We start from the raw sequence: 25,477 nt of genomic DNA, 5'->3' as shown, positions 1-25,477 counted from the left end.
GAATTCAGGGGGGACGTAGGTCATGATGGGACCGTGAGCACCACCGACAGCACCGAGCCTACTTCGCGCCGCCGCGGGCGGCGGCCCGCCGGCCAGGACACCCGCACGGCGCTGATCGAGGCGGCCCGGGCCGTGTTCGCCGAAAACGGCTACGACGGCGCGACCGTGCGCGCGATCGCGACCCGCGCGGGCGTCGACGCCGCGATGGTCAACCACTGGTTCGGCGGCAAGGAGGGCCTGTTCGCCCAAGCGGTGCTGAAGCTGCCGTTCGACCCCCTGGACCTGCTGAAGGTCCTGCGCGACGGCCCGGACGACGAACTCGGCGAACGCATCGTCCGCACCTTCCTCACGCGGTGGGACGCCGCCGGCGGCGGGGTGTTCATCGCGCTCATCCGCAGCGTCAGCGGCAACGAGCAGGCCGGGCACGTGCTGCGCGACTTCTTCCAGAAGTTCTTCACCGCGCTGATCTCCTCGATCGGCTCGGACGACGTCCCGCTGCGCATGACGCTCTGCGCGTCCCAGATGGTCGGCATGGGCATGATCCGGTACGTGGCGAAGTTCGAGCCGTTCGCCGCCGAGGAGGTCGAGGTCCTGGTGCGTGCGGTGGCGCCGAACCTGCAGCGCTACCTCACGGGCGAGATCGGCTGACCCGCTCGCGGATCGCGTGGGCGGCCAGGACGTACGGGCCCTTCTCGTCCCCCACGACCATCGTCTTGCCCCAGCCACCGACCCAGACCGGCCGGTTCTTCCAGCCGGCCGACGGCGAGAGGTTTAGGAACGCCCAGGAGCGGCGGAGGGTGACGTCCGTCCCGTCGCGGAACTCCGCGTCCAGGTACCGCCCTTGGCTCCCTCCCAGCTGGTCGTCGGTCACGCCGGCCCGCCGCCACCCGGTGCGCTCGACGGCCCGGATCCGGCGCCGCCAGCCGGCCGCCGGCCCGATCGAGAACGGCAGGCCGAACAGGGCGGCCAGCATCGGGACTATGCCGAGGGCGAGCCGGCCGTCGCCTTCGTTGGGTTCGTCCGCGGTGCGCACGCGCGACGGGTCCGCCGGGTCGTAGATGACGATCACCTCATCGCCGACCCGGTAGTCGCGGTCCGAATCCCGGATGAGGACGTCGGTCCGGGTGCCGTGGCTCACCTCGATGTAGGTCGTGCCTCTGGTGTGGCGCACGTCGACCACCTCGCCGATCTCGTGGAAGCCGGTGTGGAGCAGATCCTCGGCGGCCGCGTCGACCAGGGAGAGCTGGGTGAACCCGGCCGCGAACACCACCGCCCAGCCCACGGCGAAGCCCGTCGCGCGACGAGCGGACCGGCGCAGGCGGGCGTCCAGTTCCGGGTGGGCACCGTCGGCGGGATCCGCCGCGGGCAGCCACCGGCCGAAGTCCCGGGCGGCGGCCGGCGCTCCGCGGTCGAAGACCCGCAGCCCGTGCCGGCCGAGGACGGCGAACGCGGTGGCACCGATCAGGAGGATCGCGTTGCCCAGTAGATCGTCGTCGCCGACGATGAGCGAGTACACCGTGCCGGTGGCGCCGAGCCCGGCGAGGACGGAAAAGACGACGATGATGCCCACCCAGAGTGCCCGCATGGAGTGATGCTAGGGCGCGGCGGCCCGCGTGAACGCTGCGAGAAAGACCATAGGACGACGAGACAACCGAACGCCCGTCTCGGGCGTGTAAGGGACCAGGCGTCACCATTCGCTGACACCGTTCGCGCATTCGGGGAATCGACGGGATTCGTATGCTTCGTCCGTGAAGCCAACGTCTTCAAGCCCGGCAGCGAGAACGCTCGCCGCTTCTCTGCGCGAAGAACGCGAAGCGCGCAAAGTCGGTCTGCGCAGGCTCGCGGAGAAATTGGGAGTCCTGCCGCAGGTGCTGTCGTTGTGGGAGAAGGGGCAGCGGTTGCCGAGCGTCGAGGACGTGTCGGCGATCCTCGCGCTGCTCGGGGTGACCGGGGAGAAACGGGATCGCATCCGGACGCTCGCGAGGCACGCCCGGGAACCCAATTGGCTCGCGTCGAGCAACTCGGACATCCCTTTTGCCCTCACCACCCGGCTGAACCTGGAAAGCACGGCAACGGTCATCACCACGTGGTCGCCCCTGCTGATTCCCGGACTGCTGCAGACCCCGGATTACATCCGCTCGATCATGGACCAGCTCTCGCTACCGATCGAACAGGCCGACAACCGGCTCCGGATCAGGCTCGATCGGCAGCGGATCCTCACTCGCCGGGACCCGGTGCGGTTCATCGCCCTGATCGGCGAACAGTCCCTCCGGGAGAACTTCGGCGGCACCGAGGTCATGTCCGACCAGGTCGATCACCTGCTGGCAATGTCCGAGCGCGCGAACATCAGCCTGCACATCGTGCCGTCCGGGATCGGCTACCACCCCGGACTGATCGGCCCGTTCGATATTTACGAGTTCGCCGACTCACCGCCGATCGCTTCGGTGGAACACGTGAGCTCGACTGCCTTCCTCCACGAGGAATCCCAGACCACAGGCCACAAGCGCGATGCTAAGGTGCTACGCGGACTAGCTCTGAGCGAAGAGGCTTCCCAAGCCCTGCTTCGGGAAGCCGCCCGATAACGGAGGCGATCGTGGGCTCGACCGGGTGGCGCAAGTCTTCCTACAGCGGCCCCAACGACAACTGTGTCGAGGTGGCGATGGGGCCGGTCGTGGGGGTGCGGGACACCAAGGCCCGGCGCGCGGGTCAGCTCACCGTCTCCGCCGCCGCGTGGCGAGCCGCCCTGCCGGTGCTCGGTCAATTCCCCGGCCTCCACCGGTAGGTCTCGGCGCGCGCCCCGAACAGCACCGGCTTGTCGCGCGCCGGCGGGTTCGGCGGGACCAGGACGCTCATCGCCGGCCCGTGGCCGGCGATGATGGCCGGCAGGCTGGGCGGATACCGCAACGTCGGCACGGTCAGGCTGCCGGGCCGGGACCAGAGGTCGATCCGGCTGCCGTCCGCGAACCGCACGGCGATCAGCACGTAGTTGTCTTTGCCCCCGTTGAGGGAAATGGTCACTTCGGCCGTGCGCCAGCCGGTCCGGCGTGCCGCGCGCAGGCGTCGCTCCGGGAGGAACGCGCCGAGGACGCCGCCCGCCCCGAGCACCGGGCCGACGATCATGGCCGCCACCTCGCCGGTGAACAGGCACGCCACCGCGACGAAGATCCCCAGCACCATGACCACCGCCCAGAGCCGGAACCGCCGGTCCAGCAGCGCCGTGGCCCGATCCGCCCACGGCGGCGCCTGCTTCTCCGGCCGCGGCAGCCATTCCGCGTACGGGCGCCGGGTCTTCACGGCCTCGGCCCCGGCTCGTCCCCCTGCCACGATGACGCACACGGCCGCGAACCCGGCACTCCCCCACCGCGGCCCATGGCTTCCCCTTCCCCCAGGAAGCCGGAGACTACCGCCGCGAGATCACGAACCGGGTGTTCAGCGGGCGATCAGCAGCGCGATCAGGGCCAGCGCGGCCGGCAGCACCTGCACGAAGAGGATCCGCTTGCTGGCCGTCGCGGCGCCGTAGAGGCCCGCGATGATCACGCAAACGAGACCGTAGAGCTGGAGCTGGTACTGGTCCGCGATCAGGCCCCAGACGAGGGCCAGCGCGAGGAAGCCGTTGTACAGCCCCTGGTTCGCGGCGAGGGTCTTGGACTCCTCGGCGAACTCCGGCGTCGTGCCGAAGGCGGCGCGGGCGCGCGGGGTCGTCCAGAGGAACATTTCGAGGACGACGATGTAGACGTGGATCAGGGCGACCAGCCCGATCAGGACGTCGGCGACGATGGTCACGCGTGCTCTTTCTCGTCGGCCAGGAGCAGGCGCTCCTCGGTGTCGAAGCAGGTGTGCGTGCCGGTGTGACAGGCCGGGCCGGTCTGGTCGACGCGCAGCAGGACCGTATCGCCGTCGCAGTCGATCCGCACCTCGCGGACGTGCTGGTAGTGGCCGGACGTCTCGCCCTTGACCCACAGCTTCTCCCGGCTGCGGGACCAGTACGTGCCGCGGCGGGTCGAGAGCGTCGCCGCGAGGGCGTCGTCGTTCATCCAGGCCATCATCAGCACGTCCGAAGTGGCGTGCTCGACGACGACCGCGGCGATCAGGCCGTCGGCGTTGCGCTTGAGGCGCGCCGAGACGGCCGCGTCCAGGGTCATGCCCGTACTCCCAGGATGTGCCGCTTGAGCGGCATCGAGTTCAACAGGACGAACGCGTAGCCGTAGCCCGCGAAGGACAGGCCGGAGAACAGCTTGTTCCACCAGAGCGCGGCGCCGATCAGGAGGAACGCGTGCAGCAGCGCGAAGACGACGCTGACGACCAGGCCGCCGATGCGGGCGCTGCCCATCTTGAGCGCGAGCCCGGTCGTCACGACGCCGCCGAGGATGAGCGCGAGCGCGGGCATCCGGTAGATCTCGAGGCCCGACCCGGCGCCGAGCACCGGGATCAGGTCGAGCAGCGCCCACGCCAGCGGGAGCCCGACCAGCAGCGCGGCGGTGACCTTCACCTCGACGGGTGCCTGCCAGGACTTCACCGGACCTCGACCCCGCCTTCGCGCAGCGCGTCCTTGACGTCGCCGATCTTCAACTGTCCGAAGTGGAACACACTCGCCGCGAGCACCGCGTCCGCCCCCGTCCGCACGGCGGGCAGGAAGTGCTCGACCGCGCCGGCTCCCCCGCTGGCGATCACCGGGACGCGCACGGCCTTGCGGACGAGCTCGATGAGCTCGAGGTCGAAGCCGTTCTTGGTGCCGTCGGCGTCCATGGAGTTGAGCAGGATCTCGCCGACCCCGAGCTCCTCGCCGCGGGCGGCCCACTCGACGGCGTCGATGCCGGTGCCGCGGCGGCCGCCGTGGGTGGTGACCTCGAAGCCGGACGCGGTCGGCTCGCCGCCTTCGGGCACGCGGCGCGCGTCGACCGACAGGACGATGCACTGCGCACCGAACCTGCGCGAGGCTTCGTGGAGGAACTCCGGCCGGGCGATGGCGGCGGTGTTGATGCTCACCTTGTCGGCGCCGGTGCGCAGGAGCCGGTTGACGTCGTCGTTGCTGCGGACGCCGCCCCCGACGGTGAGCGGGATGAAGACCTGCTCGGCGGTCCGGCGGACGACGTCGTAGGTGGTCTCGCGGTCGCCGGAAGAGGCCGTGACGTCGAGGAACGTCAGCTCGTCGGCTCCCTCGGCGTCGTAGCGCCGGGCCAGCTCGACGGGGTCGCCGGCGTCGCGGAGGCCGGCGAAGTTGACGCCCTTGACGACCCGGCCCGCGTCGACGTCGAGACAGGGGATCACCCGCACCGCGACAGACATGCCCACCAGCGTAGTCATGCGCCCTCTAAGCTCGGACGATGGCACGGGCGGGACGGCGGCCGGGGCAGACGGAGACGCGCGAGAAGATCCTCGACGCGGCCCGCCACCGGTTCGCCGAGCTGGGGTACGACGGCGCGACGGTCCGCGGGATCGCCGCCGACGCGGGCGTCAACGCGGCCCTGCTGCACCACTTCTTCGGCAGCAAGCAGGCCCTGTTCGCGGCGGCGATGAACCTCCCGGTGAACCCGGCCACCCTGGTGCCCGCCATCTTGAGCGGCCCTCGTGCGGGCGTCGGCGAGCGGCTGGTGCGGGCGTTCCTGTCGGTGTGGGCGGTGCCGGAGGGGCGCACGCCGTTCATCGCGATGCTCCGCGCGGCGGCGACGAACGAGCAGGTGGCCCTGATGATGCGCCAGTTCATCGAGCGCACGGTCCTGGCCGAGGTGGCGCGCGCCCTGGACGTGCCGAAGATCCGCGTGACGGGCATCGCGGCGCAGATGATGGGCGTCGCGCTGCTGCGGTACGTGATCAAGCTGCCCCCGCTGGCCGAGGCGGAGGACGAGGAGATCGTGGCGCTGCTGGCCCCGGTGGCGCAGTACTACCTCGAGGGCCGCGAAACTGTCGGTCCCCCGCCGTAACGGTTGATCATCTACCTACTTTCACCAGGAGCCGGCCGGTTTTCCCCGTCCCGATGTACTCACATCGCCAGACTAAGAAGCGGCCAGTTGGACAGGTGACCGGCTCCCTGAACCGCTTAGGCGAGCCACCTGAGCTGCGCGTCCGGCATCCCCCACGTCGACCACTGCGTGGATGCCTGCGGCCGAGCGTGCGCACCAACTACGGCGATCATTGAGCCGCTCGACGTCCAGGTGATTACGTTCGGTTAGCACGCGGATGCGCCGGGTAGAACATGCTCGCGACTACCCAGTCGTCGACATGCCGGGTCGCACTGCGCGCGTCGCCTGGTGACGTTAATGCACGCATCCAGTGCACGGCAGCCGATCACCCTGCAACAGCGACGAACCGGAGTGTTTGCCGGGTATAAAACTGCACGTCAGCGACCTAAATACGCGCCTACCAGCCTCATCGCGACAGCCACAACGGACCACCTTTGGATACAAATCCATATCGAAACTATACACAGAGCAACATACTTCTTGACGCAAACGACCCTACCTTGACACACGTCCGACGAACACGGTGACCCAAAGGAATAGAGATGCTGGCGCGAATGCGGCTTCTGAATTACAAAGGATTCAGCGACTACACGGTTCACTTCAAGTCAGGTTCATCTTTCTTGATTGGCCCGAATAATGCCGGCAAGAGCACCATAATTAACGCTTTAAGGCTCTGCTCTGGCCTACTTTCCCTAGCCAAGCGCAGGAAGCCAGAGTTCGGAACCAAGGACGAGAAGCGAGATCGTTCCGTCGCAGCATTTTCTATAACTTCTGCGCCGACCACCGGATTCGTCAGCGAGAATGTTCAGCACGAATTTCGAGAAGTGGAATCACGAATCGAACTTCACTTCCGCAACAAAGCGGCACTTTATGTCATCTGGCCACTCGAAGGCAATCCTTATTTCTATATCGAACAGATACCTGGAGCTCAACCATCCAACCTCAGAGTTGTCAAGAGCTTTTACTCAACAATGGGAGTCGTGCAGAGCATGGTTCCACTAGAGCGCGACGAGAACCTTCTATCCGAGACCCACGTACGCGACAACCTTGGCACACGCCTGTCGAGTCGACACTTTAGAAATCAACTTTACTACCGGCGAGAATCTGACCCCTCCGAGTACGGCAAGCTACATGAATTCCTACTCCAACATACTCCCGAAATTGGCAGCATCAATCTAGTCTTAAGCACCTCGGGCGACTCGGCAGCCTTAGATCTATATTACACCGAAAGCGTAGGGCGAACAGAAAAGGAGATATTTTGGGCAGGCGACGGCCTGCAGATTTGGCTACAGCTACTTTTTCATATTTGGCGCCAGATGGACTCAGACACCTTAATCCTCGACGAACCTGACGTGTACTTGCACCCAGACCTCCAGCGCCGACTGGTGCACATCCTTGAAGATTTGGACTGTCAGGTCATATTAGCCACCCATGCTACCGAGATGCTGGCTGAAGCAGGGAAGGACTCGATAATTATTGTTGACCGAACCAAGAGGAGATCCAAGTCAGTCACCGACGCAGCCGTGTTATCGGAGTTGAATAGCCTTCTCGGTTCCGGCTTCAACCTTCAGTTGGCCAAAGCATTGCGGGCGCGGGTTGCCCTATTCGTGGAAGGCCATGACATGAGAGTCCTCCGCAACGTTGCTAAAACAGTCGGAGCAGAATTAGTTGCACAAGAACGTGGACTAACAGTGGTGCCAATGGGCGGAGCATCGAAAAGAAAGCTTGCGAGCTCCTTTGGCTGGATTAATTCCACCCTACTCGATTCAGCAGTAGATATACACGTTCTTATTGACAGGGATTACCTTGATGATGACGCCGTGATTAGCGTGATAGGCGAGTTTGATTCGGCGCAAGTTAAACCTCACATATGGAAACGAAAGGAGCTCGAGAGCTATCTCCTATCCGAAACAGCTATGTCCAGAGTTTCCGGAATCCCCGTTGACAAGATTGAATCTTACGTCGACGAAGCTCTCGAAGAGTTGAAGGAGCAAGTATTCGGCCAGATGCTCGCACCCCGCCTCGAGGTCGAGAAACGTCAAGGGGTCCATTTCTCCACGTCGTTCTCTTCCTACATGAAAGTTTTCGAAGGCTTCTGGGCGAACCGAGAATGGCGAATAAGTCGCGCGCCCGCCAAGGATTTGATCTCTGGCATCAACCGACGCATTCAGACAGCGGGAGGGAAACCCGTCTCCGCAAGATTATTATCCGCGAGGCTATACTCTCATGAAGTACCAGCTGAGATGCGAGACCTGCTGCTTGCAATCAATGAAAAACTAGTATAGTTGACAATTGGCAGCACTCGGCCGCCTCTAGCTCAACGTTCACTGCAAGTAAGCAATCCTAGTCGGCAGTGGGCGCGCAAGGACGCGGGGTTAACCACGTCAGCTGTAGATCCCGCCGTGGACTGGAGACCGGGGGCTGCGCCACACCGCTCGTTCACGTTCCGGGCTCGTTCACGTCCCGGTCATCCGATTCGTCTACTTTGCCGCGCGTGCGCAGACTCCTCCCGGTGGCCGTGGCCGCCCTCTCGCTGCTGACCGCCGTCCCCGCCTCCGCCGCCCGGCACGATCCCTCCCCGGTGCTCCAGACCCAGGCCTTCGCCGAGCCCGCCGACGCCGACGACCCCGCCATCTGGGTCCACCCCCACGACCCCGCCCGCAGCGTCGTGCTCGGGACGCTCAAGGAAGGCGGCCTCGCGGCGTTCGACCTGGAGGCGCGGACCCTGCAGCTCGTCCCGGCCGGGGCGGGCGGGCGGTTCAACAACGTCGACGTCGTCGATGACCTCGCCGTCGTCAGCGACCGGGGCCGCGACCACGTCCGGGTCTACCGGATCGACCCGCGCGGGGCCGCGGCCGGGGCCCACGTCCTGCGCGACGTCACCGATCCCGCCGCCGCGCGGGTGTTCCCGGAGTCCGATGTGGACGAACAGCGCACCGCCTACGGCCTGGCCGCGGGGCGCGACCCGGTCACCGGGATCCGCTGGGCGGCGGTGACCCGGCGGCACGAGACGCGGGTGGCGCTGCTGAAGCTCGTCGACCGGCCCGGCGGCACCGTCGGCACCGTCGGCACCGAGGAGCTGGCCACCGTCGACCTGCCGTCTTCCTTCCGGCTGCCCGACGGCACGACGTGGTCGCCCTGCGAGGAGCCGGGCGAAGGGCCGCAGCTGGAAGGGTCGGTCCTCGACGGCCGGGTGCTCTACACCGCGCAGGAGGACGTCGGGATCTGGCGGATCCCGCTCACCGCCCGCGGCTTCGGGCGACCCGAGCTGGTCGACCGCGTGCGCTCCTACGGCGTCCCGCAGCGGTGGGACGCGGCCACCGAGGAGTGCGTGCCCGACGGCGCCGACCCCGGCTTCGGCGGCAAGTGGCTGACGGCCGACGCCGAGGGCCTGGCCGTCGCGCACGGGACGCTGTTCGCCTCCAGCCAAGGCGACTCGCGGTTCGTGGTCTACGGCCCGCGCACGCGTGACCTGCGGATCGTCGCGGGTCGCGGCACGGACTCGGTGGAGCACTCCGACGGCTCGGCGATCAGCACCGCCTACCTCGGCCGCCGCTTCCCGCACGGCCTGCTGGTGGTGCACGACGGCGAGCGCCGCCCGGCCGCCGGTGACCTCGCGACCACGGGATTCGCGTTCGTCCGGCTCGACGACGTCCTCCCCCGCTAGGGGGAATTATACCGACACGCCATTGTCCGAATTCCTCCTTTCCGCCGGTCACGGTGATTCTTTAACCGTGACCGGCGCTTTCAAAAACAGCCTCGATCGTCCACTGATGGCGGTATTCCCGGCATCGATCTCGCGTAGGTTCCACGGCATGTCGCGCCTCCATTCCGCGCTCGCCGTCGTGCTAGTCGCCGCATTCGCCTCCCCCGTTTTCCCGGCCGCCGCGCCCGCCGCCGTCGCCGCTGCCGCGTCCACGGGGGCCGTTTGCGACCACCAGCCCGCCCTGAATCCCCAGGCCCCGGCGGGCGCCGTGGTCGTCGACCCCGCCGTCGAGGGCGACCTGTACGCGAAAACGCTGTCCGCGCCACCGGGGACCACCTTCTGGCTGCCGCCGGGCACGCACCTGCTGGCCCCGGACCAGTTCGGCCAGGTCATCCCGAAGGACGGCGACGTCTACCTCGGCGCGCCCGGCGCCGTGCTGGACGGCCGTTCGGTCAACCGCGCCGCTTTCACGCAGCAGGCCAAGGACGTCGTCATCCGCGGCCTCACCATCCAGAACTTCGTCGCCCCGCAGGACCAGGGCGTGGTCAACCACGACTCCGGGGCGCACTGGGTGATCGAAAACAACACGATCCAGAACAACCGCGGTGCCGCGTTGATGGCCGGCGCCCGCCAGGTCGTGCGCGGCAACTGCCTGCGCGACAACGGGCAGTACGGCATGAACGCCTACCGCCCCGACAACGCGATCACCGGGCTGCTCGTCGAAGGCAACGAAATCACCGGCAACAACGTCGACGACTGGGAAACGCGCAACCCCGGGTGCGGGTGCAGCGGCGGAATCAAATTCTGGGCCGTCGACGGCGCCGACGTGCGCGGCAACTGGATCCACCACAACCACGGCGCGGGCCTCTGGGCCGACACGAACGACAACGATTTCCTGATCGAGGACAACGTCATCGAGGACAATGACGCCGAAGCGATCTTCTACGAGATCAGCTACAACGCGGTCATCCGCCACAACGCGATCCGCCGCAACAACGTGGTGGCCGGCAGCCGGCGCGCGTCCCGCGGCGACAACTTCCCGTCGGCGGCGGTGTACATCTCGGAGTCCGGCGGCGAGCCGCGCGTCCCGGCCCGCACCGACGTCCTGGACGTCTACGGCAACACGTTCGAGGACAACTGGTCGGCGATCACGCTGTGGGAGAACGCCGACCGCTTCTGCAACAGCCCGGCCAACACGTCGACGGCGAGCTGCACGAAGCTGGTCACGGACCGGAACCTGTGTTCGGCCCCGGCCATCGACGACGACCCGCTGTTCGGCGACTGCCGGTGGAAGACCCAGCGGGTGGAGATCCACTCGAACACGTTCCGCTTCGACCCCGCCCGGCCGGGCTGCAACGGGATGTGCGGCCGGATGGCGGTGCTGAGCAACTACGGAACGTACCCGGCGTGGTCCCCGTACCGGGGGACGTCCGTCCAGGACGCGATCACCCACGACCAGGACAACTACTGGTACAGCAACGATTACTTCGGCCCGTGGACGTTCGTGGCGGGTGACACTTCACGCAGCTTGACGCCGGACCAGTGGCAGAACGAGCCCTGGAACCAGGACGACTGCGCCTCCTTCGACGGCGTGACGCCGAACTGCTGAGTGTGACCGCGGCCACTCCGGCCGCGTGCAGCAGTCCGGTCGCCTCATGCGTCCCTAAAGGGTGGGTTTCGAAGAGTTCGTGGCGGAGCGGCTGGACGGGCTGCTGCGCTACGCGACCGTCCTGACGAACGACCCGCACCTCGCGCAGGACATCGTCCAGGACGTTCTCCTGCGCGCCCAGCAGCGGTGGGACGGCATCGCCTCGCCGCCCACCTACGTGCGCCGGATGGTCACCAACGAGTACCTCTCGTGGCGCCGGCGGGCCGTGCGGCGGATGGTGCCCAGCAGCCACGACGTCCTCGACGCGCTGAGCCCGCCCGAAGCCGACCCCGCGGCCGCCTACGACGAGCGGGACGCGATGCTCGGCCTGCTCGCCACGTTGCCGCGCAAGCAGCGCGCCGCGATCGTGCTGCGCTACTACGAGAACTACTCCGACGCCGAGATCGCCGCCGTCCTGCGCTGCGGGACCTCCACCGTGCGCAGCCAGATCTCGCGCGCGCTCACCACCCTGCGCCAGGCGCCGCACCCCGCGGCACTCACCACCGGAGCTGGAGAATGACCCACCGCGAGCAGGACACCGAGACGCTGATCCGGGAGAGCCTCGACCGCCTCGCCACCCACGCCCCGGACGGCCGGGCGGTGCGGGACGCGCTGGCCCGCGCCGGGCGGCCGCGGCGGCCGGCGACGCGGCTGGCCCTGGTCGCCGCGGCGGTGGTCGTGCTGGTCGCCGGGGTCTTCGTGGGCACGCGGGCGCTCACCACCCCGGACCTGGAGCCGGCCGCGAGCCGCCCGGTGCTCGGCTACAGCCCCGGTTGGCTGCCGGCCGGCTTCACCGAGCAGTTCCGCGAGGGCGGGCCCGGGAGCACGCCGCAGGTCCGGCGGTGGTTCGCCGGCCCCGCGGAGGTCACGCTGTCGGTCTACTCGACCGCCGACCCCGAGTGGTCGCAGACCGAGCTGCGGATCGCGTCGATCCGCGACCAGGTCCTGGTGGGCGGCCGCGTCGCCATGGTCACCGGCGACACCGGGACGGCCGCGCTGATCACCTGGCTCGCCGACGACGACCACGTCCTGACCGCGCGGGTCGCCGGGGTCCCGGACGCCCGCGTGGTGGCCCTGGGGATCGCCCAGGGGGTCACCGCCACGCCGGTCGGCGTCCGCGGTGAACTGCGGTTCGGCCCGCTCCCGGCGGGGCTGACCGAGCGTTCGGCGGCGGTCAAGGGCACCGGACCGGGCGACGCGAGCACCGAGCTGACCGCCGCCGATCCGGCGCGGCCGGCCGAACCCGCCGTCCGCGTCACGGCGAGCGCGGGCTCTCCCGGTGTCAACGGCGCCGCACCCGTCACCGTCCGCGGCGGCCCGGGGTTCTTCGTGGCGGGCACGGTCGCCGTGCGGATGCCGTCCGGGCGCTGGCTGACGGTGTCGGGCGCGCGGCCGGAGAGCGAGCTGGTCGCCGTCGCGAACGGCGTCCAGCTCGACCCCACACCCGACTACCGGTGGCTCGGCCGGGCTACCAGCTGATCATCGGGAACCAGATGATCCCCAGCCGGCCGAGCACGCGGACGTCCCAGTACAGCAGCGTGAACGTGCCGCCGACGAGCAGCGCGGCCCCGGTCACCGCGGCGATCCGGGCCGGCTTCGCGGCGAACCAGCGCTGCAGGCGCCCCCGCGTGGCGTAGGTCAGGATCAGGAACAGCACCGCCATGATCACGATGTTGCCGAGCGACTGCAGGGCGAACGCGGCGGCGCCGTAGAAGACGTTGTGCTCCTCGGCGGCGCTGCGGAACATGATCCGGAACAGCGGGTACGGCCGTCCGATCAGGAAGCCGCCGATGAGGGCGCCCATCAGGACGTGCGGCGCCGCCGGGTGCCGCCGGGTGAACGCGGCGAACGGGTTGCCGACGATGCCGAGCGCGACCAGGCCCATCAGCAGGAAGACCAGGCCGACGACCCCGAAGGCGACCATGGACTGGATGCTGCGCGGGCTCAGCCCGCTCGTCTGCGCGGTGGAGAACTGCGGCATGCCCGTGCCGACGAGCGCGACGATCACGCCGTACACGATCGAGACCGTGAGCATGCCCGCGGCGATCCAGCCGAGCGGCTTGAACGGGCTGCGCTTTTCGCCCGCCTGTCCGCCGACCAGCGGCGCGACCGCCCCGAACGCGGCGATGTTGCACGCGGTGAACGAGCCGGCGAGCCCGGAGACGAACGCGAACAGCGTCCCGGCGAGGGCGCTGCTGATCGGCGTCGCTTTCGCGTCGTAGCCGAGGAGCCCGTTGGCGACGCTGTCGCCGATCACGGAGTCCACGAAGGGGGCCGACCAGATCGCGGTGAGGGCGAACCCGGCCAGGACCGCGATCACGGCGATCGCGGCGCGTCGGGCGGGGTACGGCCCTTCGCCGAAGAAACCTGCTTGGGGATGAACGGGGACTTCGTGCTTGACGGTCATCGACGTTCCCTCCAGTACGCGGGCGCGCGGCCCGACCGATAAATCGTCGCAAGTCGGGGGCTTGGCGCGCTTCTGCCGTCATGCCCCATCGCGTTGCGCCGCTTCGCCCCTTGACTCCGGAAACTCATCGCGCGCAGAATTAAACGCATGACTAATTCGGCGCTCGAGGTCACCGGGCTCCGCGTCCGGCGCGGTGGCCGGCCGGTGGTGCGCGACGTGAGCTTCGAGGTGCCGCGCGGCGCCGTCACCGGGCTGCTCGGCCCGAGCGGCTGCGGCAAGACGACGCTGATGCGGGCGATCGTCGGCGTCCAGATCGTCGAGGGCGGCACGGTCACCGTGCTCGGCCTGCCCGCCGGCAGCCCGCCGCTGCGGCGGCGGATCGGCTACGCGACGCAGAACCCGGCGATCTACGCCGACCTGACCGTGCGCGAGGCGCTCAGGTACTTCGCCGCGGTGCTGCGCGCCCCGGCGTCCGATGTGGACAGAGTGATCGCCGAAGTCGGCCTGGCCGACCACGCCGGGAAGCTCGTCGGCTCGCTGTCGGGCGGGCAGCACAACCGGGCGAACCTCGCCGTCGCGCTGCTCGGCACGCCGGAGCTGCTGGTGCTCGACGAGCCGACCGTCGGGCTCGACCCGCTGCTGCGCGACGAGCTCTGGGCCCTCTTCCGCCGGCTCGCCGAGGGCGGCGCCACGCTGCTGGTGTCCAGCCACGTCATGGACGAAGCCGCGCGCTGCGACCGCCTCCTGCTCATGCGCGAAGGCACCCTCCTGGCCGACGACGCGCCCGCGGTGTTGCGCGAGCGCACCGGCGCCGCCGACCTCGAAGGGGCCTTCCTGCACCTCGTGAGGGCGGCGTCGTGAACCCCGCGCTGACGCTCGCGACCACGCGGCGCATCCTCGCCCAGCTGCGGCACGACCCGCGGACCGTCGTGATGCTGGTCGTCGTGCCGACCCTGCTGATGATCCTGCTGCGGTACGTCTTCAACTCGACGCTGGTGTTCAGCCGCGTCGCGCCCGCGCTGCTCGGCGTGTTCCCGTTCCTGATCATGTTCCTCATCGCGTCGATCACGACGTTGCGGGAGCGGACGACGGCCACCCTCGAACGCCTGATGACCCTGCCGATCGGCCGGCTCGACCTGCTCTTCGGGTACGCGCTGGCGTTCGGCGCGATCGCCGTCGTCCAGGTTTCGCTCGCGGCCGGCGTCTCGCTGTGGTGGCTCGGGCTCGACCTCGCGGGATCGGTCGGGATGCTGCTGGTGATCGCGGTCCTCGACGCGTTGCTGGGCATGGCGCTCGGGCTGTTCGTCAGCGCGTTCGCGCGCACCGAGTTCCAGGCCATCCAGTTCATGCCGGTGTTCGTGCTGCCGCAGATCCTGCTGTGCGGGCTGTTCGTGCCGCGCGGCGACATGGGGTGGCTGCTGCGCCGGCTTTCGGACGTCATGCCGCTGTCGTACGCGGTCGAGGCGCTGACCCGCGTCACGGCGTCGTCGACGGTGGACGCGGTGATCCTGCGCAACCTCGTGGTGGTGGCGTGCTGCGCGCTGCTGGCGCTGGTGCTCGGCGCGGCGACGCTGCGGCGGCGGACGCCGTGACTACCGTGGTGCCATGGCCTCCGAAACGGACCGGCTCGCCGCCGAGCGCTACGTCCTGCTGACCACGTTCCGCCGTGACGGGCGCGCGGTGCCGACCCCGATCTGGCTGGCGGGCGACGCGGGCGAGCTCGTGTTCTGGTCCGAGCGCAAGGCGGGGAAGGTCAAGCGCATCCGCAACAGCGGGCGCGTCGAGGTCCAGGCGTGCGACCTGCGCGGGCAGAAGACGCACGGCGCGGTCGTCGGCGGCCAGGCGCGGCTGCTGGACCTGGCGGAGACCGAGCGTGTCCGCCGGGTGATCGGCCGCAAGTACGGCCTCATCGGGCGCGTCACGATGTTCTTCTCGAAGCTGCGCGGCCCGGCCGACCGGACGGTCGGGATCGCGGTCAAGCTGGACGGCTGAAGCCGCGGAACCCGCGCCGCAGGTAGTTCGGCAGCGCGTTCGGGTGGTCGAGCGTCGAGGTGTGCAGCCAGACCCTTTTCGTGCCGGGAAGCGCCCACGCGTCGGCGACGACGAGGGTGAGCGCGTAACCGCCGAGGCCCTTGCCGACGAATTCGGGCAGCAGGCCGAAGGTGGTGATTTCGACGGTGTTGCCCGGCTGCTCCTCGAAATCGGCGGCGCCCGCGATTTCGCCGCGGTATTCGATGAGCCGGTACCGGCGCGGCTCCGAGAGCCACTTCGCCCAGTCTTCGGCGCTGCGCGAGGCACTCGGCCAGGCGTGGGGCGTCCCGATCCGGACGTGCAGCCGCTCGATCTCCGGGCCCGGACCGGTGACCCGCAGCGTGACACCGTCGACGACGGGGGCGGGGTTCAGCTGCCCGGCGGCGGTCATTTCCAGCTGGGTGACGATCTCCTCCACCGCGGCAACCTACGACCCCGGGGGCGCGCTGTCAGCCGCTTTTCGGCGTCATGCCGCCGCGGCCCGCATCGCCGCGCCCATCGCGGCCGAGTCGTGGTCCGGGCCGCAGCCTTCGACGATGACCAGGTCGCCCGGGATGTGGTCCGCTCGCAGGGCGAGGATCTCCCGGTAGGCGGGCGAGGCGTACCACTCGTGCGCGGCGGCGAGGCCGGGGAACTCGATGACCACCAGCGCTCCGGGCCACTCCCCCTCCATCACCTGCGGCTGCGCACCGTGCACGACGAACCTGCCGCCGTACGGGTCGAGCGTCGCCTGGATGCGTTCGAGGTACTCGAAAACTTCTTCGTGCAGCACGGCGGGCGGGCGGAGGTGGGCGATCCCGTAGGCGTTCTTCGTCATGCCCTGGATCCTGGCGGGGAAGCCGTACGGCGTCGATTACGCCGGAGGTAATGCTCAGACCTTCGCGACCGCCGCGAGCGCCTCGGGCAGCGTGAACGCGCCCGCGTACAGCGCCTTCCCCACGATCGACCCTTCGACCCCATCGGCGGCCAACCCGGCCAACGCGACGAGATCGTCCACACTGGACACCCCGCCCGAAGCGATCACCGGCGCGTCCGTCCGCGCGACGACGTCGCGCAGCAGCTCCAGGTTCGGGCCCCGCAGCGTGCCGTCCTTGCTCACGTCCGTCACCACGTACCGGGACGCGCCGTCGCGGTCCAGGCGCTCCAGGACGTCCCACAGGTCGCCGCCGTCGGAGGTCCAGCCTCGGGCCGACAGGCGGTGGCCCGCCTCGGTGATCCGGACGTCCAGGCCGATCGCCACGCGGTCGCCGTACTCGCCGATCACGCGCGCTGTCCACTCCGGGTCCTCGAGCGCCGCCGTGCCGAGGTTGACGCGGCGGGCGCCGGTGGCCAGCGCGGCCTTCAGGGACGCGTCGTCGCGGATGCCGCCCGAGAGCTCCACCTGGACGTCGAGCCGGCCGACGACGTCGGCGAGCAGTTCGCGGTTGCTGCCCTTGCCGAACGCGGCGTCGAGGTCGACCAGGTGGATCCACTCGGCACCGTCGCGCTCCCAGGCGAGCGCCGCTTCGAGCGGGCTGCCATAGGAGGTCTCGGTGCCGGCCTCGCCCTGGACGAGTCGCACGGCCTGGCCATCGGCCACATCAACGGCGGGAAGCAGCGTGAAAGTCACGCCGGTAACTCTAAGGCGGAGACCCGCGTCACCCGGTCAGAGGGTCGCCAGCCAGTTCTTCAACAGCCGCGCGCCCGCGTCGCCGGACTTCTCGGGGTGGAACTGGGTGGCCCAGAGCGGTCCGTTTTCGACCGCCGCGACGAAGTCGTCGCCGTGGTTGGCCCAGGTGACCTTGGGTTCCTGGCCGGCCAGCCCGTCGAGCTCCCACTTGCGCGCGGCGTAGGAGTGCACGAAGTAGAACCGCTCGTCCGGGTCGAGCCCGGCGAACAGCCGCGAGTCCGCCGGCGCGCGCACGGTGTTCCAGCCCATGTGCGGCAGGACGTCGGCGTTCAGCCGGTCGACGACGCCCGGCCACTCTCCCGTGCCCTCGGTCTCCTCGCCGTGCTCGACGCCGCGGGAGAAGAGGATCTGCATGCCGACGCAGATGCCGAGCACGGGACGGCCGCCGGCGAGGCGCTTGCCGATGATCCGGTGCCCCTTGACCTCGAGCAGCCCGGCCATGCACGCCGAGTAGGCGCCGACGCCCGGCACGACCAGGCCGTCGGCCTCGATCGCGGCATGCGGGTCGGCGGTGACCTCGACTTCGGCCCCGGCGCGCGCCACAGCGCGTTCGGCGGAGCGGAGGTTGCCGGAACCGTAGTCGAGAATCACCACACGAGACACGCCACCCAGCGTAGCCGCAGGGCTCAGCGGCGCTCGAACGAATAGACGTCCGTCACGGTGTTGCACGGCGCCGGCGGCACGACCTCGACGCGCAGCACGCCGGCGTCGTAGTCGACGCCCTCCGGCGTGAACGTGCCGGTGCAGGTGCTGACCAGCGGGACCTGGCTGATTTCCCGCACCTTCGCGGTGACGTCGTGGCCGTTGACGGGCCGCGGGAGGTCGATCTGCAGCAGCTGCAGGTTGGTCGGGTACAGGTCGTTGTACGGGTCGCTGGTCGCGCAGACCAGCCGCGTCGAGCTGACGAAGTCGCAGCCCTGGGCGCTGCGGATGTGGTGGTCGAGGTGGATGCGGGCGGCGACGGGCAGGTCGCCGGCCGTCTTCGGGCCGCGGGGGTTCAGGAACGGTGTCGGGGAGACGTAGAGGCGGTCGATCTCGCCGAGCGGGCCGGAGACGAGCCACTGGCCGTCGGGGGTGGCCGCGACCTGGGCGTTCGCGTTCGGCGCCGGCTCGTCGGGCAGCAGGGGGTGGACGAACTCCGTCGTCGTGCCGTCGGGCTTGGTGACCAGGTACATCTTCTTCGTCGGCGTCGGGGTGACGGTGTCCTGGTAGACGTCGAAGACGTAGCCGCGCAGCGAGTCCGGGTCGCCGACGTGGCCCCAGCCCTCGTCCTTGAGCGGCTGCGGGATGGTGGCGCCGTTGCGGTAGACGAGCTCGGGCGCGTGCCCGGGCAGGCGCAGCGTGGTGAGGCCCTCGCCGCTGACCCGGTTTTCGGCGGTCGTGTGACCGGTTTGGCGCCAGCGGGCTTCGTGGGCGGTGGCCACGCCGGTGGCGGTGAGCAGGGCGGCGGTGGTGAGGGCGAGCAGACTGGCCGCGCGCATGTGCGCTCCTCGGGAGTTGAGGCGGTGGCGGCGGCGACGCGATTCTGCCACGGGGCGGTCACGCGCCGGAAGAATCTTGGCGAAGGACGTTTCGGCGTCCCGCTCGCTGGGTATCAAGCGACTCGATCGTGTGCGCACAACCCGCACGACCGGACGCCAGGGAGGCGAAGATGGCCGAGGACGATCTGCTGTCCCAGATGCTGCACGCCTGGCGTGACGACATCGAGAGCGTGCCGTTTCCGCAGTTCAGCGAGCTGCTGATCCCCCGCCAGCAGGTCCGGCCGCGATGCACGCCGTCGACGTCTGCTGTCCGCGTGACGAACGCCACGCGGAGGACAGACGCCTGACTGTGGTTTCCTGCGGGGGCCGCATCGTCGCGTTCCCCGGGAGCCCTCATGAGCAGCCGCACCCCTGACCCGCACGACTTCCTCGACCTCGACGCCGGGCTCGCCGAGGAGGAGCGCGGAATCTGCGCCGCCGTCCGCGCGTACGCGAAGGACAACCTGCTGGACCAGGTCGCCGATTGGTATGAAACGGGCTCGCTGCCGGCCGCCGAGCTGGCCAAGGGCTTCGGCTCGCTGGGGCTGCTGGGCATGCACCTGGAGGGCTACGGCTGCGCGGGCACCAGCGCGGTCGCGTACGGCATCGCGTGCCGCGAGCTGGAAGCCGTCGACTCGGGGTTGCGCAGCTTCGTGTCGGTGCAGGGGTCGCTGGCGATGTACGCGATCCACAAGTGGGGCAGCGAGGAGCAGCGCCAGGAGTGGCTGCCGCGGATGGCCACGGGCGACGCGCTCGGCTGCTTCGGCCTGACCGAGCCCGACGCGGGCAGCGACCCGGGTTCGATGCGGACGCGCGCGGTGCGCGACGGGTCCGACTGGGTGCTGTCGGGCACGAAGATGTGGATCACCAACGGAACGGTCGCGGACGTGGCGGTGGTCTGGGCCCAGACCGACGACGGGATCCGCGGCTTCGTCGTCCCGACGTCGACGCCGGGGTTCACGGCCAACGAGGTCAAGCACAAGCTGTCCCTGCGGGCATCGCTGACGGCGGAACTGGTCCTGGACGGCGTCCGGCTGCCCGGCTCGGCGGCGTTCCCCGAGGTCCGGGGCTTGCGCGGGCCGCTGTCGTGCCTGAACGAGGCGCGCTACGGGATCTTGTTCGGCGTGGTCGGCGCGGCACGCGCGTGCTACGAGGCGGCGTTGGAGTACACGCTGTCGCGGTCGCAGTTCGGCAAGCCGCTGGCGGGGTTCCAGCTGACGCAGCGCAAGCTGGCGGACCTGCTGGTGGAGGTCAACCGAGCCGGCCTGGTGGCGCTGCAGATCGGGCGCCTCAAGGACGCGGGGACGTTGCACCACAACCACGTGAGCTTCGGCAAGATGGCGAACGTGCGCTCGGCTCTTTCCGCCGCGAGGGAGGCGCGCTCGATGCTGGGCGCGAACGGGATTTCGCTGGAGTACCCGGTGATGCGCCACATGGCGAACCTGGAGACGGTGCTGACGTACGAAGGCACGGAGGAGATGCACGCGCTGTCGCTCGGCCAGGCGGTGACGGGGCTGGCGGCGTTCCGCTGAGCGGTTTTTGTCGGTGGTGGTCTTTAGAGTTCGGGCGTGGACTTTTCTGCGTACGAGACGGTGCTGGAGCTGCGCCGCTACACACTGCGCCCGGGGCGGCGTGACGAGCTGATTTCGTTGTTCGAGCGCGAGTTCGTCGCACCGCAGGAGGCGGTGGGGGCGCACTTGTTCGGGCTGTTCCGCACGCCTTCGTCACCGGACGAGTTCGTGTGGCTGAGGGGGTTCTCGTCGCTAGCGGCCCGCGTCGACGCGCTGACGGCGTTCTACACGGGGCCGGTGTGGCGGCGGTTTCGCGAGGAAGCCAACGCGACGATGGTGGACTCGGACAACGTGCTGCTGCTGCGTCCGGTCGTGCGCGGGTTGGCTTCGCCGCCTCCGGGTTCGGGGGTGTACTTGTCCTTCGGGGAGGCGCCGGCGGCCTTCGCGGTGTTCGAGACGGAGCCGGGGCCGAACAACTTCCCGCAGTTGCCGGTGCGGACGGACGGGCCGTTCATGGTGTCCTTCAGCCGTTCGCCTTCTCCCGGCTCCGAGTCTTTGGAGGCGACGTCACGGTCGTTACTCCGATGAGAGCAGTTCGGTGAGGCCGTTGGGGTAGAGGATCTTGCTGCCGTCCATGAAGTCGGTCAGGTCGACCCATCGGGCGGTGGCGGGGTCGTCGAGGATCTTCATCTGGTCTTTGGCGTACAGAGCGGAGTCGACGAACTCGGCTTCGTAGACGAAGGCGATCTCGTGTCCGGGGTTGCCACGCCAGGCGAAGACGTTCTCGAGGACGCCTCGGAGTTCGCCGACTTTGACCTCGGCGTCGAGTTCCTCGCGGAACTCGCGTTGGAGGGTGTCTTTGCTGTGCTCGCCGAACTCGATGCCGCCCCCGAGGGGCCGGTAGTAGGTCTCGCCTTTGACGTCATCGCGCCCTTCGAAGACGAGGATCTGCCCTTGCCGCCGGAGAAGGCCGAGCGCGATCGGCCGAATGCTGGACCCCATACCGGCCACGCTATCGTCCGGCTGTCACGGTTCCCAATCGAGCAGGTCCGCGAGCCCCTCCGGCGCGAGCATCTCTCTGCCTTCGACGAAGTCCAACACCGGGTGCCACCGCGCTCCGTCCAGGTCTGCTGCTCCGTAGCAGTTGGGATCGGCCAGCGTTGCTTCGTAGAGCAGAACGATCTGGTGTCCAGGACGTCCATCCACCACTGGATGGTTCTCCAGCGCACCAAACGCCTTGACACCCGCCAGCCTCCCCAGCGAAGCCGGGACCTGACGTCTAAGGGCATTCTCGGCACGCTCACCGAAGGCGATCGTCCCGCCCGGTGGACGCCACACCGTTCTGCCGGACACGTCGTCACGCTCTTCGTGTACGAGCAGCTTGCCGTCGTACTCCACCAGGCCGAATACCAGCGGCTGCACGGTGGGTCGCGCCATCGGCATCGCCTGATCACCTCGGCGGAGCCGAGCCCAAGCGGCCCAACCTGCAGCGGCCACGACAAGGAGTGCCCAACCGGGCCCCAGCGCTCCGGCCGAAGCGACTGCGACGATCACCAGCACGGGCCAGAACCAGGGAGAAAGCACCCGTCGCTACCTCCTCCCAGCTGGTCGACTCCACCAGCATGCTGGCCTACCATGGATCGATCCTGGAGGGCGGGGTCTCGTATGCGACGACTGTGGTTGGTCTTCACAGCCCCCCGGTCGCTGCACACGCTGGCATACAACCGCGACCCCCGGATGGCCGGCCGTGGTCCTGTCGAAGAGGGAGGCCCCTGCGACAAGTCGGGCTGTGACGGCACTTACGAGCGAAACTCGGCTGGCAGGCTCTACTGCGGCGAGTGTTCCCGACCGCCTCGGAACAAAGGCAGCCGCAAGTGAGCATGCCGTCAGTGGTCGAGGGCACTGTCGCCCTCGGTAGTCGGATCGGGCGATACTTCAGCCTGGTAAGCATGCTCCCGGCTTTGTTCCTGGTGCTCTGGTCGGCCGCTCTCGCCGCAGCCGGCGCCTGGACGGGTGCGCCGGATCTCGCACTTTTCGCCGATAGGTTCGGCAGGCTCGATCTCGTCGCCTTCGGCTGGATCCTGCTGGCCAGCTTGGCGACCGGCCTGTTCGTTCATCCGCTGCAGTTCGGTATGACCCAGCTACTGGAAGGTTATTGGGGCAACCATCCGCTCGCGCGGACTCTCGCCAGGCTGCGCGTCGAGAGTTACCGGGCGCGACGCACCACCGCCGTGAGGATGCGCAACGCCGTGCAGCGGCAGCTGACCACAGAGGTGCAGGCTCTTCTCATCGCCCAAGGCGACGATACGCTTGAAGGGGACCAGCGAACCAAGGCTCAGATTCGTCTCGACCTCCTGAATTCAGAACGAGGAGCGCATCTCGTCGGGCTGCTGACGGCCGAAGCGGCGTTCGACCACATCGCGCGAGGATTTCCCGACCCGTCACGGATCATGCCGACCCGGCTGGGCAACGCCCTCCGCCGCGAAGAAGATCGAGCCGGACGGCAATACGGCATCGAGGCTATCCGGACGGCCCCGCACTTCAGCCTCGTCGCGCCGGAACGACACGTCGGATACGTCGACGACACCCGGCAACAGCTCGACACATCGGTACGGTTGTGCGTCGTGTCCCTGCTCGCCGCGACGGAGACGTTTGCCTGCCTGGCAACCGACGGATGGTGGTTGCTGATCGCGTTGATCCCCTATGCGCTGGCGTACCTCGCCTACCGCGCTTCGATTGCCGCGGCCGACGAGTACACGACAGCTGTCCGAACCATCATCGATCTCGACCGGTTCGCTTTGTACGAATCGCTCAACGTCGAGCTTCCCCGGAATTCCGACGAAGAACGCAAGAACAACGAAAAGCTTATGCGGCTACTCGCCGGCGAGCACGTCGATCTCCGATACCGCGAACCTGATGCCGACTCTACTCCCCCAGGAAGTCCCTGATCGACAGCCTCAACGACCCGGCATCCAGCCCATGTGCCAGGTCATGGTCCGCGATCCCGCCATAAGTCCGCACCTCCGCATCCCGCCGAACCCCCAACGACTTCACCCGATGCGGCAAGTCCGACAAGCCCTCCGAAACCCAATGAGCCGAAGTCCCCGCCAAGTAAGGCTCCACCAGAACCACCGAAGGCGAAGCAGAAAGCACCGCCGACCGAAGACCAGCCGCATCGAAAGGCCGAATCGTCGACGCATAAAGCACCGTCACATCCAGCCCAGCACAAGCCCGCAGCACCCGATCAAGCACCGGACCAACCGCGACAACAACTCCCGAAGAACCGAACCGCAACCGCGTGAATCCCACCCCGAGATGCGGCGCCGAGTTCGTCTGAGCCGAGAGCCGCAAGTAAACCCGGCCATCCCCCGGAACCGACTCCAGCAACAACCGACGGACCTCGGAAGCATGCCCGGGAACATGAACCGTCCACCCCGGCAAGGAGTCCATCAAAGCGACATCCCCAGGTGACTGGTGCGTCCGCCCCGCGAGCGGCATGTCGTACGAAGCCCCGTACGACACTAGAACCCCACCCACCTCCTGGTGCGAAAAGTCCAGCTTGATCTGCTCGAAAGCCCGCTCGACCAAAAACGACGGAAAAGTGTGCACGATCGGCCGCAGCCCGGCCAACGCCAACCCCGCACCGGCGCTGACCAACAACTGCTCGCGGATCCCCACGTTGATCACCCGATCCGGATGACGCCGGGCGGCGCCGGCCAGCTGGGCCGCCGAAATGTCCGCCAGCACCACCGCCACGTCCGGGTCCGCGTCCAGGATCTCCTCCGTGACGCGGAGAAACGTCTCCCTCATGACAGCCCCTTCGGTTCGACGACCGCGACCACAGCCAGCGGGCGACCCGGATGCGGCGAACTGAAAGCCGAGTACAACGCAGCATGGTCGCGGCCGGAGACCGTGCGTGTCTCCCAGCCCTCCACCTCGAAGCGGCTCCCTATCCCGCCCGGCCACCCTCGCGTCGACGACTGGTTGTCGATCACCACCGTCGTCAAGTTCTCCAGTCCCGACCGCGCCGCGACCACGATCGCCTCGTGGTTCGAGCCCTCGTCCAGCTCCGCGTCGCCGATCAATGTCACCACCTTCGACGGCAAGCCGCGGGCTCGCAAGCCCAGCGCTGTCCCCAGGGCGATCGGCAGGCCGTGGCCCAGCGAACCGCTCGAAATCTCCACGCCCGGGACGCGTCGGCGGTCCGGGTGGTGGCCCAGGCGGGACAGCGCGTTCGACCACGTCGGCAGCTCCGCCTCCGCCAAGAACCCCTTCACCGTCAGCACCGCGTAGTACGCCATGGGGCCGTGGCCCTTGGACAGCAGGAACCGATCGCGGTCCGGTGACCGGAAGTTCGCCGGCGTGATGTCGAGCACGCGGTCGTACAGCACCCACAACACGTCCACAGTGGACTCCGCGGCGGCGTGGTGCTTGTCGTCGCCGGTCATCAGCGAAATCAGGCGCGGCAGGTCCGCGTAACCCAGCTCGGTCGCAGTGGTCATGTCTTCGACGATGCAACCTCGACTAAACTCGAAGTCAAGGATAGCCTGAGCTGGTGACGAGGCTCGCTGAACATCTCAGCATCGGACAGGTGGCCGACCGCAGCGGGGTGCCGCACACGGCACTGCGGTTCTACGAGGAAAAAGGGCTGATCAGCTCGGAACGGTCAGCGGGCAACCAGCGCCGCTACTCGCGGTCGGTGCTGCGCCGGATCGCGTTCATCCGCGCCGCGCAACGGGTCGGGCTCTCGCTGGAAGACATCAGCTCCGCGCTGAAAACGCTGCCCGCCGGCCACGCCCCGACCAAGGCCGACTGGGCACGCCTGTCCCGCGACTGGCAACACGAGCTCGACGCCCGCATCGACGCCCTCCAGCGCCTGCGCGACCGGCTCACCGGCTGCGTCGGCTGCGGCTGCCTGTCGCTGCGCAGCTGTGCGCTCTACAACAACGACGACGAGCTGGCCCGCTTCGGGCCGGGGGCGAGCAAACTGCGTCCCGCCGTCGAGGGCGGCATCTAAATCGCTTG

At 68.6% G+C, this 25,477-nt stretch carries 33 protein-coding genes; 17 read left to right on the top strand and 16 right to left on the bottom strand.

The features are described 5' to 3' along the window. The first annotated feature begins 33 nt into the window (after positions 1-33). Positions 34-648: a TetR/AcrR family transcriptional regulator gene (locus BLV96_RS30160; RefSeq protein WP_244180590.1), complete on the top strand. Its 615-nt coding sequence runs from the start codon at positions 34-36 to the stop codon at positions 646-648. Here BLV96_RS30160 and BLV96_RS30155 read toward each other — a convergent pair. Then, positions 629-1,585: a DUF3592 domain-containing protein gene (locus tag BLV96_RS30155; protein ID WP_086674713.1), complete on the bottom strand. Its 957-nt coding sequence runs from the start codon at positions 1,583-1,585 to the stop codon at positions 629-631. The two genes, BLV96_RS30160 and BLV96_RS30155, sit on opposite strands and share 20 nt — an antisense overlap. Before the next feature lie 163 nt (positions 1,586-1,748). On the opposite strand from BLV96_RS30155, the gene BLV96_RS30150 reads away from it, so the two are divergent. Beyond that, a complete protein-coding gene (locus tag BLV96_RS30150; RefSeq protein ID WP_086674712.1) occupies positions 1,749-2,582 on the top strand; it encodes a helix-turn-helix domain-containing protein in 834 nt (277 codons plus the stop codon). An 11-nt stretch (positions 2,583-2,593) separates the two neighbouring features. Then, on the top strand, positions 2,594-2,782 hold the full coding sequence (locus BLV96_RS30145) for a DUF397 domain-containing protein (protein ID WP_086674711.1): 189 nt from the start codon (positions 2,594-2,596) through the stop codon (positions 2,780-2,782). Here BLV96_RS30145 and BLV96_RS30140 read toward each other — a convergent pair. The 5 genes from BLV96_RS30140 to hisF all read right to left on the bottom strand — a co-directional run bounded on the left by BLV96_RS30140 (position 2,758) and on the right by hisF (position 5,286). Beyond that, positions 2,758-3,324, bottom strand: coding sequence for a ParB N-terminal domain-containing protein (locus BLV96_RS30140; RefSeq protein WP_143051041.1), 567 nt, complete (start codon positions 3,322-3,324; stop codon positions 2,758-2,760). The two genes, BLV96_RS30145 and BLV96_RS30140, sit on opposite strands and share 25 nt — an antisense overlap. A gap of 105 nt (positions 3,325-3,429) precedes the next feature. Beyond that, complete coding sequence (locus tag BLV96_RS30135; RefSeq protein ID WP_086674709.1) at positions 3,430-3,783, bottom strand: DUF1304 domain-containing protein; 354 nt, start codon at positions 3,781-3,783, stop codon at positions 3,430-3,432. Then, a complete protein-coding gene (gene hisI / locus BLV96_RS30130; protein ID WP_086674708.1) occupies positions 3,780-4,142 on the bottom strand; it encodes a phosphoribosyl-AMP cyclohydrolase in 363 nt (120 codons plus the stop codon). The genes BLV96_RS30135 and hisI overlap by 4 nt, the downstream gene beginning before the upstream one ends. Then, positions 4,139-4,516 (bottom strand): hypothetical protein, encoded by a 378-nt coding sequence (locus BLV96_RS30125; protein ID WP_086674707.1) that lies wholly within the window; start codon positions 4,514-4,516, stop codon positions 4,139-4,141. The genes hisI and BLV96_RS30125 overlap by 4 nt, the downstream gene beginning before the upstream one ends. Continuing rightward, on the bottom strand, positions 4,513-5,286 hold the full coding sequence (hisF, locus tag BLV96_RS30120; protein ID WP_086674706.1) for an imidazole glycerol phosphate synthase subunit HisF: 774 nt from the start codon (positions 5,284-5,286) through the stop codon (positions 4,513-4,515). The genes BLV96_RS30125 and hisF overlap by 4 nt, the downstream gene beginning before the upstream one ends. A 38-nt stretch (positions 5,287-5,324) precedes the next feature. Between hisF and BLV96_RS30115 the strand changes: the two genes are divergently transcribed. The 6 genes from BLV96_RS30115 to BLV96_RS30090 all read left to right on the top strand — a co-directional run bounded on the left by BLV96_RS30115 (position 5,325) and on the right by BLV96_RS30090 (position 12,793). Further along, positions 5,325-5,921 (top strand): TetR/AcrR family transcriptional regulator, encoded by a 597-nt coding sequence (locus BLV96_RS30115; protein ID WP_086674705.1) that lies wholly within the window; start codon positions 5,325-5,327, stop codon positions 5,919-5,921. Positions 5,922-6,502: 581 nt separating this feature from the next. Next, complete coding sequence (locus BLV96_RS30110; RefSeq protein WP_086674704.1) at positions 6,503-8,245, top strand: ATP-dependent nuclease; 1,743 nt, start codon at positions 6,503-6,505, stop codon at positions 8,243-8,245. A gap of 227 nt (positions 8,246-8,472) precedes the next feature. Further along, positions 8,473-9,627 (top strand): phytase, encoded by a 1,155-nt coding sequence (locus tag BLV96_RS30105; protein WP_086674703.1) that lies wholly within the window; start codon positions 8,473-8,475, stop codon positions 9,625-9,627. A gap of 148 nt (positions 9,628-9,775) precedes the next feature. Then, on the top strand, positions 9,776-11,275 hold the full coding sequence (locus tag BLV96_RS30100) for a right-handed parallel beta-helix repeat-containing protein (protein ID WP_086674702.1): 1,500 nt from the start codon (positions 9,776-9,778) through the stop codon (positions 11,273-11,275). Positions 11,276-11,336: 61 nt separating this feature from the next. Beyond that, positions 11,337-11,834, top strand: a complete 498-nt coding sequence (locus BLV96_RS30095) for an RNA polymerase sigma factor (protein WP_086674701.1) — start codon at positions 11,337-11,339, stop codon at positions 11,832-11,834. Beyond that, positions 11,831-12,793, top strand: a complete 963-nt coding sequence (locus BLV96_RS30090; protein WP_086674700.1) for a hypothetical protein — start codon at positions 11,831-11,833, stop codon at positions 12,791-12,793. Before BLV96_RS30095 ends, BLV96_RS30090 begins: the two co-directional genes overlap by 4 nt. Here the strand turns inward: BLV96_RS30090 and BLV96_RS30085 are convergent. Continuing rightward, positions 12,783-13,721, bottom strand: a complete 939-nt coding sequence (locus tag BLV96_RS30085) for a hypothetical protein (protein WP_086674699.1) — start codon at positions 13,719-13,721, stop codon at positions 12,783-12,785. The two genes, BLV96_RS30090 and BLV96_RS30085, sit on opposite strands and share 11 nt — an antisense overlap. A 147-nt stretch (positions 13,722-13,868) precedes the next feature. Here BLV96_RS30085 and BLV96_RS30080 point away from each other — a divergent pair, with 147 nt between their 5' ends. Genes BLV96_RS30080 through BLV96_RS30070 form a run of 3 tightly spaced genes read left to right on the top strand, consistent with a single transcriptional unit; the run spans position 13,869 to position 15,713 of the window. Beyond that, positions 13,869-14,582: an ABC transporter ATP-binding protein gene (locus BLV96_RS30080; RefSeq protein ID WP_086674698.1), complete on the top strand. Its 714-nt coding sequence runs from the start codon at positions 13,869-13,871 to the stop codon at positions 14,580-14,582. Next, positions 14,579-15,313, top strand: a complete 735-nt coding sequence (locus BLV96_RS30075; RefSeq protein WP_086674697.1) for an ABC transporter permease — start codon at positions 14,579-14,581, stop codon at positions 15,311-15,313. Before BLV96_RS30080 ends, BLV96_RS30075 begins: the two co-directional genes overlap by 4 nt. Before the next feature lie 13 nt (positions 15,314-15,326). Next, entirely contained in the window at positions 15,327-15,713 is a 387-nt protein-coding gene (locus BLV96_RS30070; RefSeq protein ID WP_086674696.1) for a PPOX class F420-dependent oxidoreductase, read from the top strand. On the opposite strand, the gene BLV96_RS30065 is transcribed toward BLV96_RS30070, so the two are convergent. Genes BLV96_RS30065 through BLV96_RS30045 form a run of 5 tightly spaced genes read right to left on the bottom strand, consistent with a single transcriptional unit; the run spans position 15,697 to position 18,902 of the window. Then, positions 15,697-16,170, bottom strand: coding sequence for a GNAT family N-acetyltransferase (locus tag BLV96_RS30065; RefSeq protein ID WP_086674695.1), 474 nt, complete (start codon positions 16,168-16,170; stop codon positions 15,697-15,699). The two genes, BLV96_RS30070 and BLV96_RS30065, sit on opposite strands and share 17 nt — an antisense overlap. Before the next feature lie 48 nt (positions 16,171-16,218). After that, entirely contained in the window at positions 16,219-16,569 is a 351-nt protein-coding gene (locus tag BLV96_RS30060) for a DUF1330 domain-containing protein (RefSeq protein ID WP_086674694.1), read from the bottom strand. A 54-nt stretch (positions 16,570-16,623) separates the two neighbouring features. Then, positions 16,624-17,361, bottom strand: a complete 738-nt coding sequence (gene priA / locus BLV96_RS30055) for a bifunctional 1-(5-phosphoribosyl)-5-((5-phosphoribosylamino)methylideneamino)imidazole-4-carboxamide isomerase/phosphoribosylanthranilate isomerase PriA (protein WP_086674693.1) — start codon at positions 17,359-17,361, stop codon at positions 16,624-16,626. A 36-nt stretch (positions 17,362-17,397) separates the two neighbouring features. Next, positions 17,398-18,015, bottom strand: coding sequence for an imidazole glycerol phosphate synthase subunit HisH (gene hisH, locus BLV96_RS30050; RefSeq protein WP_086674692.1), 618 nt, complete (start codon positions 18,013-18,015; stop codon positions 17,398-17,400). Between the two features lie 32 nt (positions 18,016-18,047). Beyond that, positions 18,048-18,902, bottom strand: a complete 855-nt coding sequence (locus BLV96_RS30045) for a hypothetical protein (RefSeq protein ID WP_086674691.1) — start codon at positions 18,900-18,902, stop codon at positions 18,048-18,050. 170 nt (positions 18,903-19,072) lie between these two features. Between BLV96_RS30045 and BLV96_RS49995 the strand changes: the two genes are divergently transcribed. The 3 genes from BLV96_RS49995 to BLV96_RS30035 are packed head-to-tail and all read left to right on the top strand — an operon-like array spanning position 19,073 to position 21,040. Next, positions 19,073-19,249, top strand: coding sequence for a hypothetical protein (locus BLV96_RS49995; RefSeq protein ID WP_167379783.1), 177 nt, complete (start codon positions 19,073-19,075; stop codon positions 19,247-19,249). 48 nt (positions 19,250-19,297) lie between these two features. Continuing rightward, on the top strand, positions 19,298-20,473 hold the full coding sequence (locus BLV96_RS30040) for an acyl-CoA dehydrogenase family protein (RefSeq protein WP_086674690.1): 1,176 nt from the start codon (positions 19,298-19,300) through the stop codon (positions 20,471-20,473). Between the two features lie 36 nt (positions 20,474-20,509). Then, entirely contained in the window at positions 20,510-21,040 is a 531-nt protein-coding gene (locus BLV96_RS30035; protein WP_086674689.1) for an NIPSNAP family protein, read from the top strand. On the opposite strand, the gene BLV96_RS30030 is transcribed toward BLV96_RS30035, so the two are convergent. Both BLV96_RS30030 and BLV96_RS30025 read right to left on the bottom strand, forming a co-directional pair. Continuing rightward, a complete protein-coding gene (locus BLV96_RS30030) occupies positions 21,029-21,454 on the bottom strand; it encodes an NUDIX hydrolase (RefSeq protein ID WP_086674688.1) in 426 nt (141 codons plus the stop codon). The two genes, BLV96_RS30035 and BLV96_RS30030, sit on opposite strands and share 12 nt — an antisense overlap. A gap of 24 nt (positions 21,455-21,478) precedes the next feature. Next, complete coding sequence (locus tag BLV96_RS30025) at positions 21,479-21,895, bottom strand: NUDIX domain-containing protein (RefSeq protein ID WP_086674687.1); 417 nt, start codon at positions 21,893-21,895, stop codon at positions 21,479-21,481. Between the two features lie 506 nt (positions 21,896-22,401). On the opposite strand from BLV96_RS30025, the gene BLV96_RS30020 reads away from it, so the two are divergent. Next, entirely contained in the window at positions 22,402-23,400 is a 999-nt protein-coding gene (locus tag BLV96_RS30020; RefSeq protein ID WP_167379782.1) for a hypothetical protein, read from the top strand. Here the strand turns inward: BLV96_RS30020 and BLV96_RS30015 are convergent. After that, positions 23,378-24,262, bottom strand: coding sequence for a transketolase family protein (locus BLV96_RS30015; protein ID WP_086674685.1), 885 nt, complete (start codon positions 24,260-24,262; stop codon positions 23,378-23,380). The genes BLV96_RS30020 and BLV96_RS30015 overlap by 23 nt on opposite strands. Next, on the bottom strand, positions 24,259-24,954 hold the full coding sequence (locus BLV96_RS30010) for a thiamine pyrophosphate-dependent enzyme (RefSeq protein ID WP_086674684.1): 696 nt from the start codon (positions 24,952-24,954) through the stop codon (positions 24,259-24,261). The genes BLV96_RS30015 and BLV96_RS30010 overlap by 4 nt, the downstream gene beginning before the upstream one ends. A gap of 53 nt (positions 24,955-25,007) precedes the next feature. On the opposite strand from BLV96_RS30010, the gene soxR reads away from it, so the two are divergent. Further along, a complete protein-coding gene (gene soxR / locus BLV96_RS30005) occupies positions 25,008-25,469 on the top strand; it encodes a redox-sensitive transcriptional activator SoxR (protein ID WP_086674683.1) in 462 nt (153 codons plus the stop codon). Positions 25,470-25,477 lie beyond the last annotated feature (8 nt).

The organism is Amycolatopsis pretoriensis, from assembly GCF_900107925.1.
Lineage (GTDB): Bacteria > Actinomycetota > Actinomycetes > Mycobacteriales > Pseudonocardiaceae > Amycolatopsis > Amycolatopsis pretoriensis.
Note: the sequence above shows the minus strand (reverse complement) of the source record. Positions and strands in the feature narration are given on the sequence as shown.

What these genes read in the sequence shown, in the direction of transcription:
- BLV96_RS30080 (WP_086674698.1), top strand. Translation starts at nt 13,869, where the DNA reads ATGACTAATTCGGCGCTCGAGGTCACCGGGCTCCGCGTCCGGCGCGGT.
- BLV96_RS49995 (WP_167379783.1), top strand. Translation starts at nt 19,073, where the DNA reads ATGGCCGAGGACGATCTGCTGTCCCAGATGCTGCACGCCTGGCGTGAC.
- BLV96_RS30015 (WP_086674685.1), bottom strand. Translation starts at nt 24,262, where the DNA reads ATGAGGGAGACGTTTCTCCGCGTCACGGAGGAGATCCTGGACGCGGAC.
- hisF (WP_086674706.1), bottom strand. Translation starts at nt 5,286, where the DNA reads ATGTCTGTCGCGGTGCGGGTGATCCCCTGTCTCGACGTCGACGCGGGC.
- BLV96_RS30090 (WP_086674700.1), top strand. Translation starts at nt 11,831, where the DNA reads ATGACCCACCGCGAGCAGGACACCGAGACGCTGATCCGGGAGAGCCTC.
- BLV96_RS30010 (WP_086674684.1), bottom strand. Translation starts at nt 24,954, where the DNA reads ATGACCACTGCGACCGAGCTGGGTTACGCGGACCTGCCGCGCCTGATT.
- BLV96_RS30030 (WP_086674688.1), bottom strand. Translation starts at nt 21,454, where the DNA reads ATGGGGTCCAGCATTCGGCCGATCGCGCTCGGCCTTCTCCGGCGGCAA.
- BLV96_RS30025 (WP_086674687.1), bottom strand. Translation starts at nt 21,895, where the DNA reads ATGCCGATGGCGCGACCCACCGTGCAGCCGCTGGTATTCGGCCTGGTG.
- BLV96_RS30045 (WP_086674691.1), bottom strand. Translation starts at nt 18,902, where the DNA reads ATGCGCGCGGCCAGTCTGCTCGCCCTCACCACCGCCGCCCTGCTCACC.
- BLV96_RS30155 (WP_086674713.1), bottom strand. Translation starts at nt 1,585, where the DNA reads ATGCGGGCACTCTGGGTGGGCATCATCGTCGTCTTTTCCGTCCTCGCC.
- hisI (WP_086674708.1), bottom strand. Translation starts at nt 4,142, where the DNA reads ATGACCCTGGACGCGGCCGTCTCGGCGCGCCTCAAGCGCAACGCCGAC.
- BLV96_RS30110 (WP_086674704.1), top strand. Translation starts at nt 6,503, where the DNA reads ATGCTGGCGCGAATGCGGCTTCTGAATTACAAAGGATTCAGCGACTAC.
- BLV96_RS30060 (WP_086674694.1), bottom strand. Translation starts at nt 16,569, where the DNA reads ATGACGAAGAACGCCTACGGGATCGCCCACCTCCGCCCGCCCGCCGTG.
- BLV96_RS30040 (WP_086674690.1), top strand. Translation starts at nt 19,298, where the DNA reads ATGAGCAGCCGCACCCCTGACCCGCACGACTTCCTCGACCTCGACGCC.
- BLV96_RS30100 (WP_086674702.1), top strand. Translation starts at nt 9,776, where the DNA reads ATGTCGCGCCTCCATTCCGCGCTCGCCGTCGTGCTAGTCGCCGCATTC.
- BLV96_RS30020 (WP_167379782.1), top strand. Translation starts at nt 22,402, where the DNA reads ATGCTCCCGGCTTTGTTCCTGGTGCTCTGGTCGGCCGCTCTCGCCGCA.
- BLV96_RS30085 (WP_086674699.1), bottom strand. Translation starts at nt 13,721, where the DNA reads ATGACCGTCAAGCACGAAGTCCCCGTTCATCCCCAAGCAGGTTTCTTC.
- BLV96_RS30115 (WP_086674705.1), top strand. Translation starts at nt 5,325, where the DNA reads ATGGCACGGGCGGGACGGCGGCCGGGGCAGACGGAGACGCGCGAGAAG.
- BLV96_RS30070 (WP_086674696.1), top strand. Translation starts at nt 15,327, where the DNA reads ATGGCCTCCGAAACGGACCGGCTCGCCGCCGAGCGCTACGTCCTGCTG.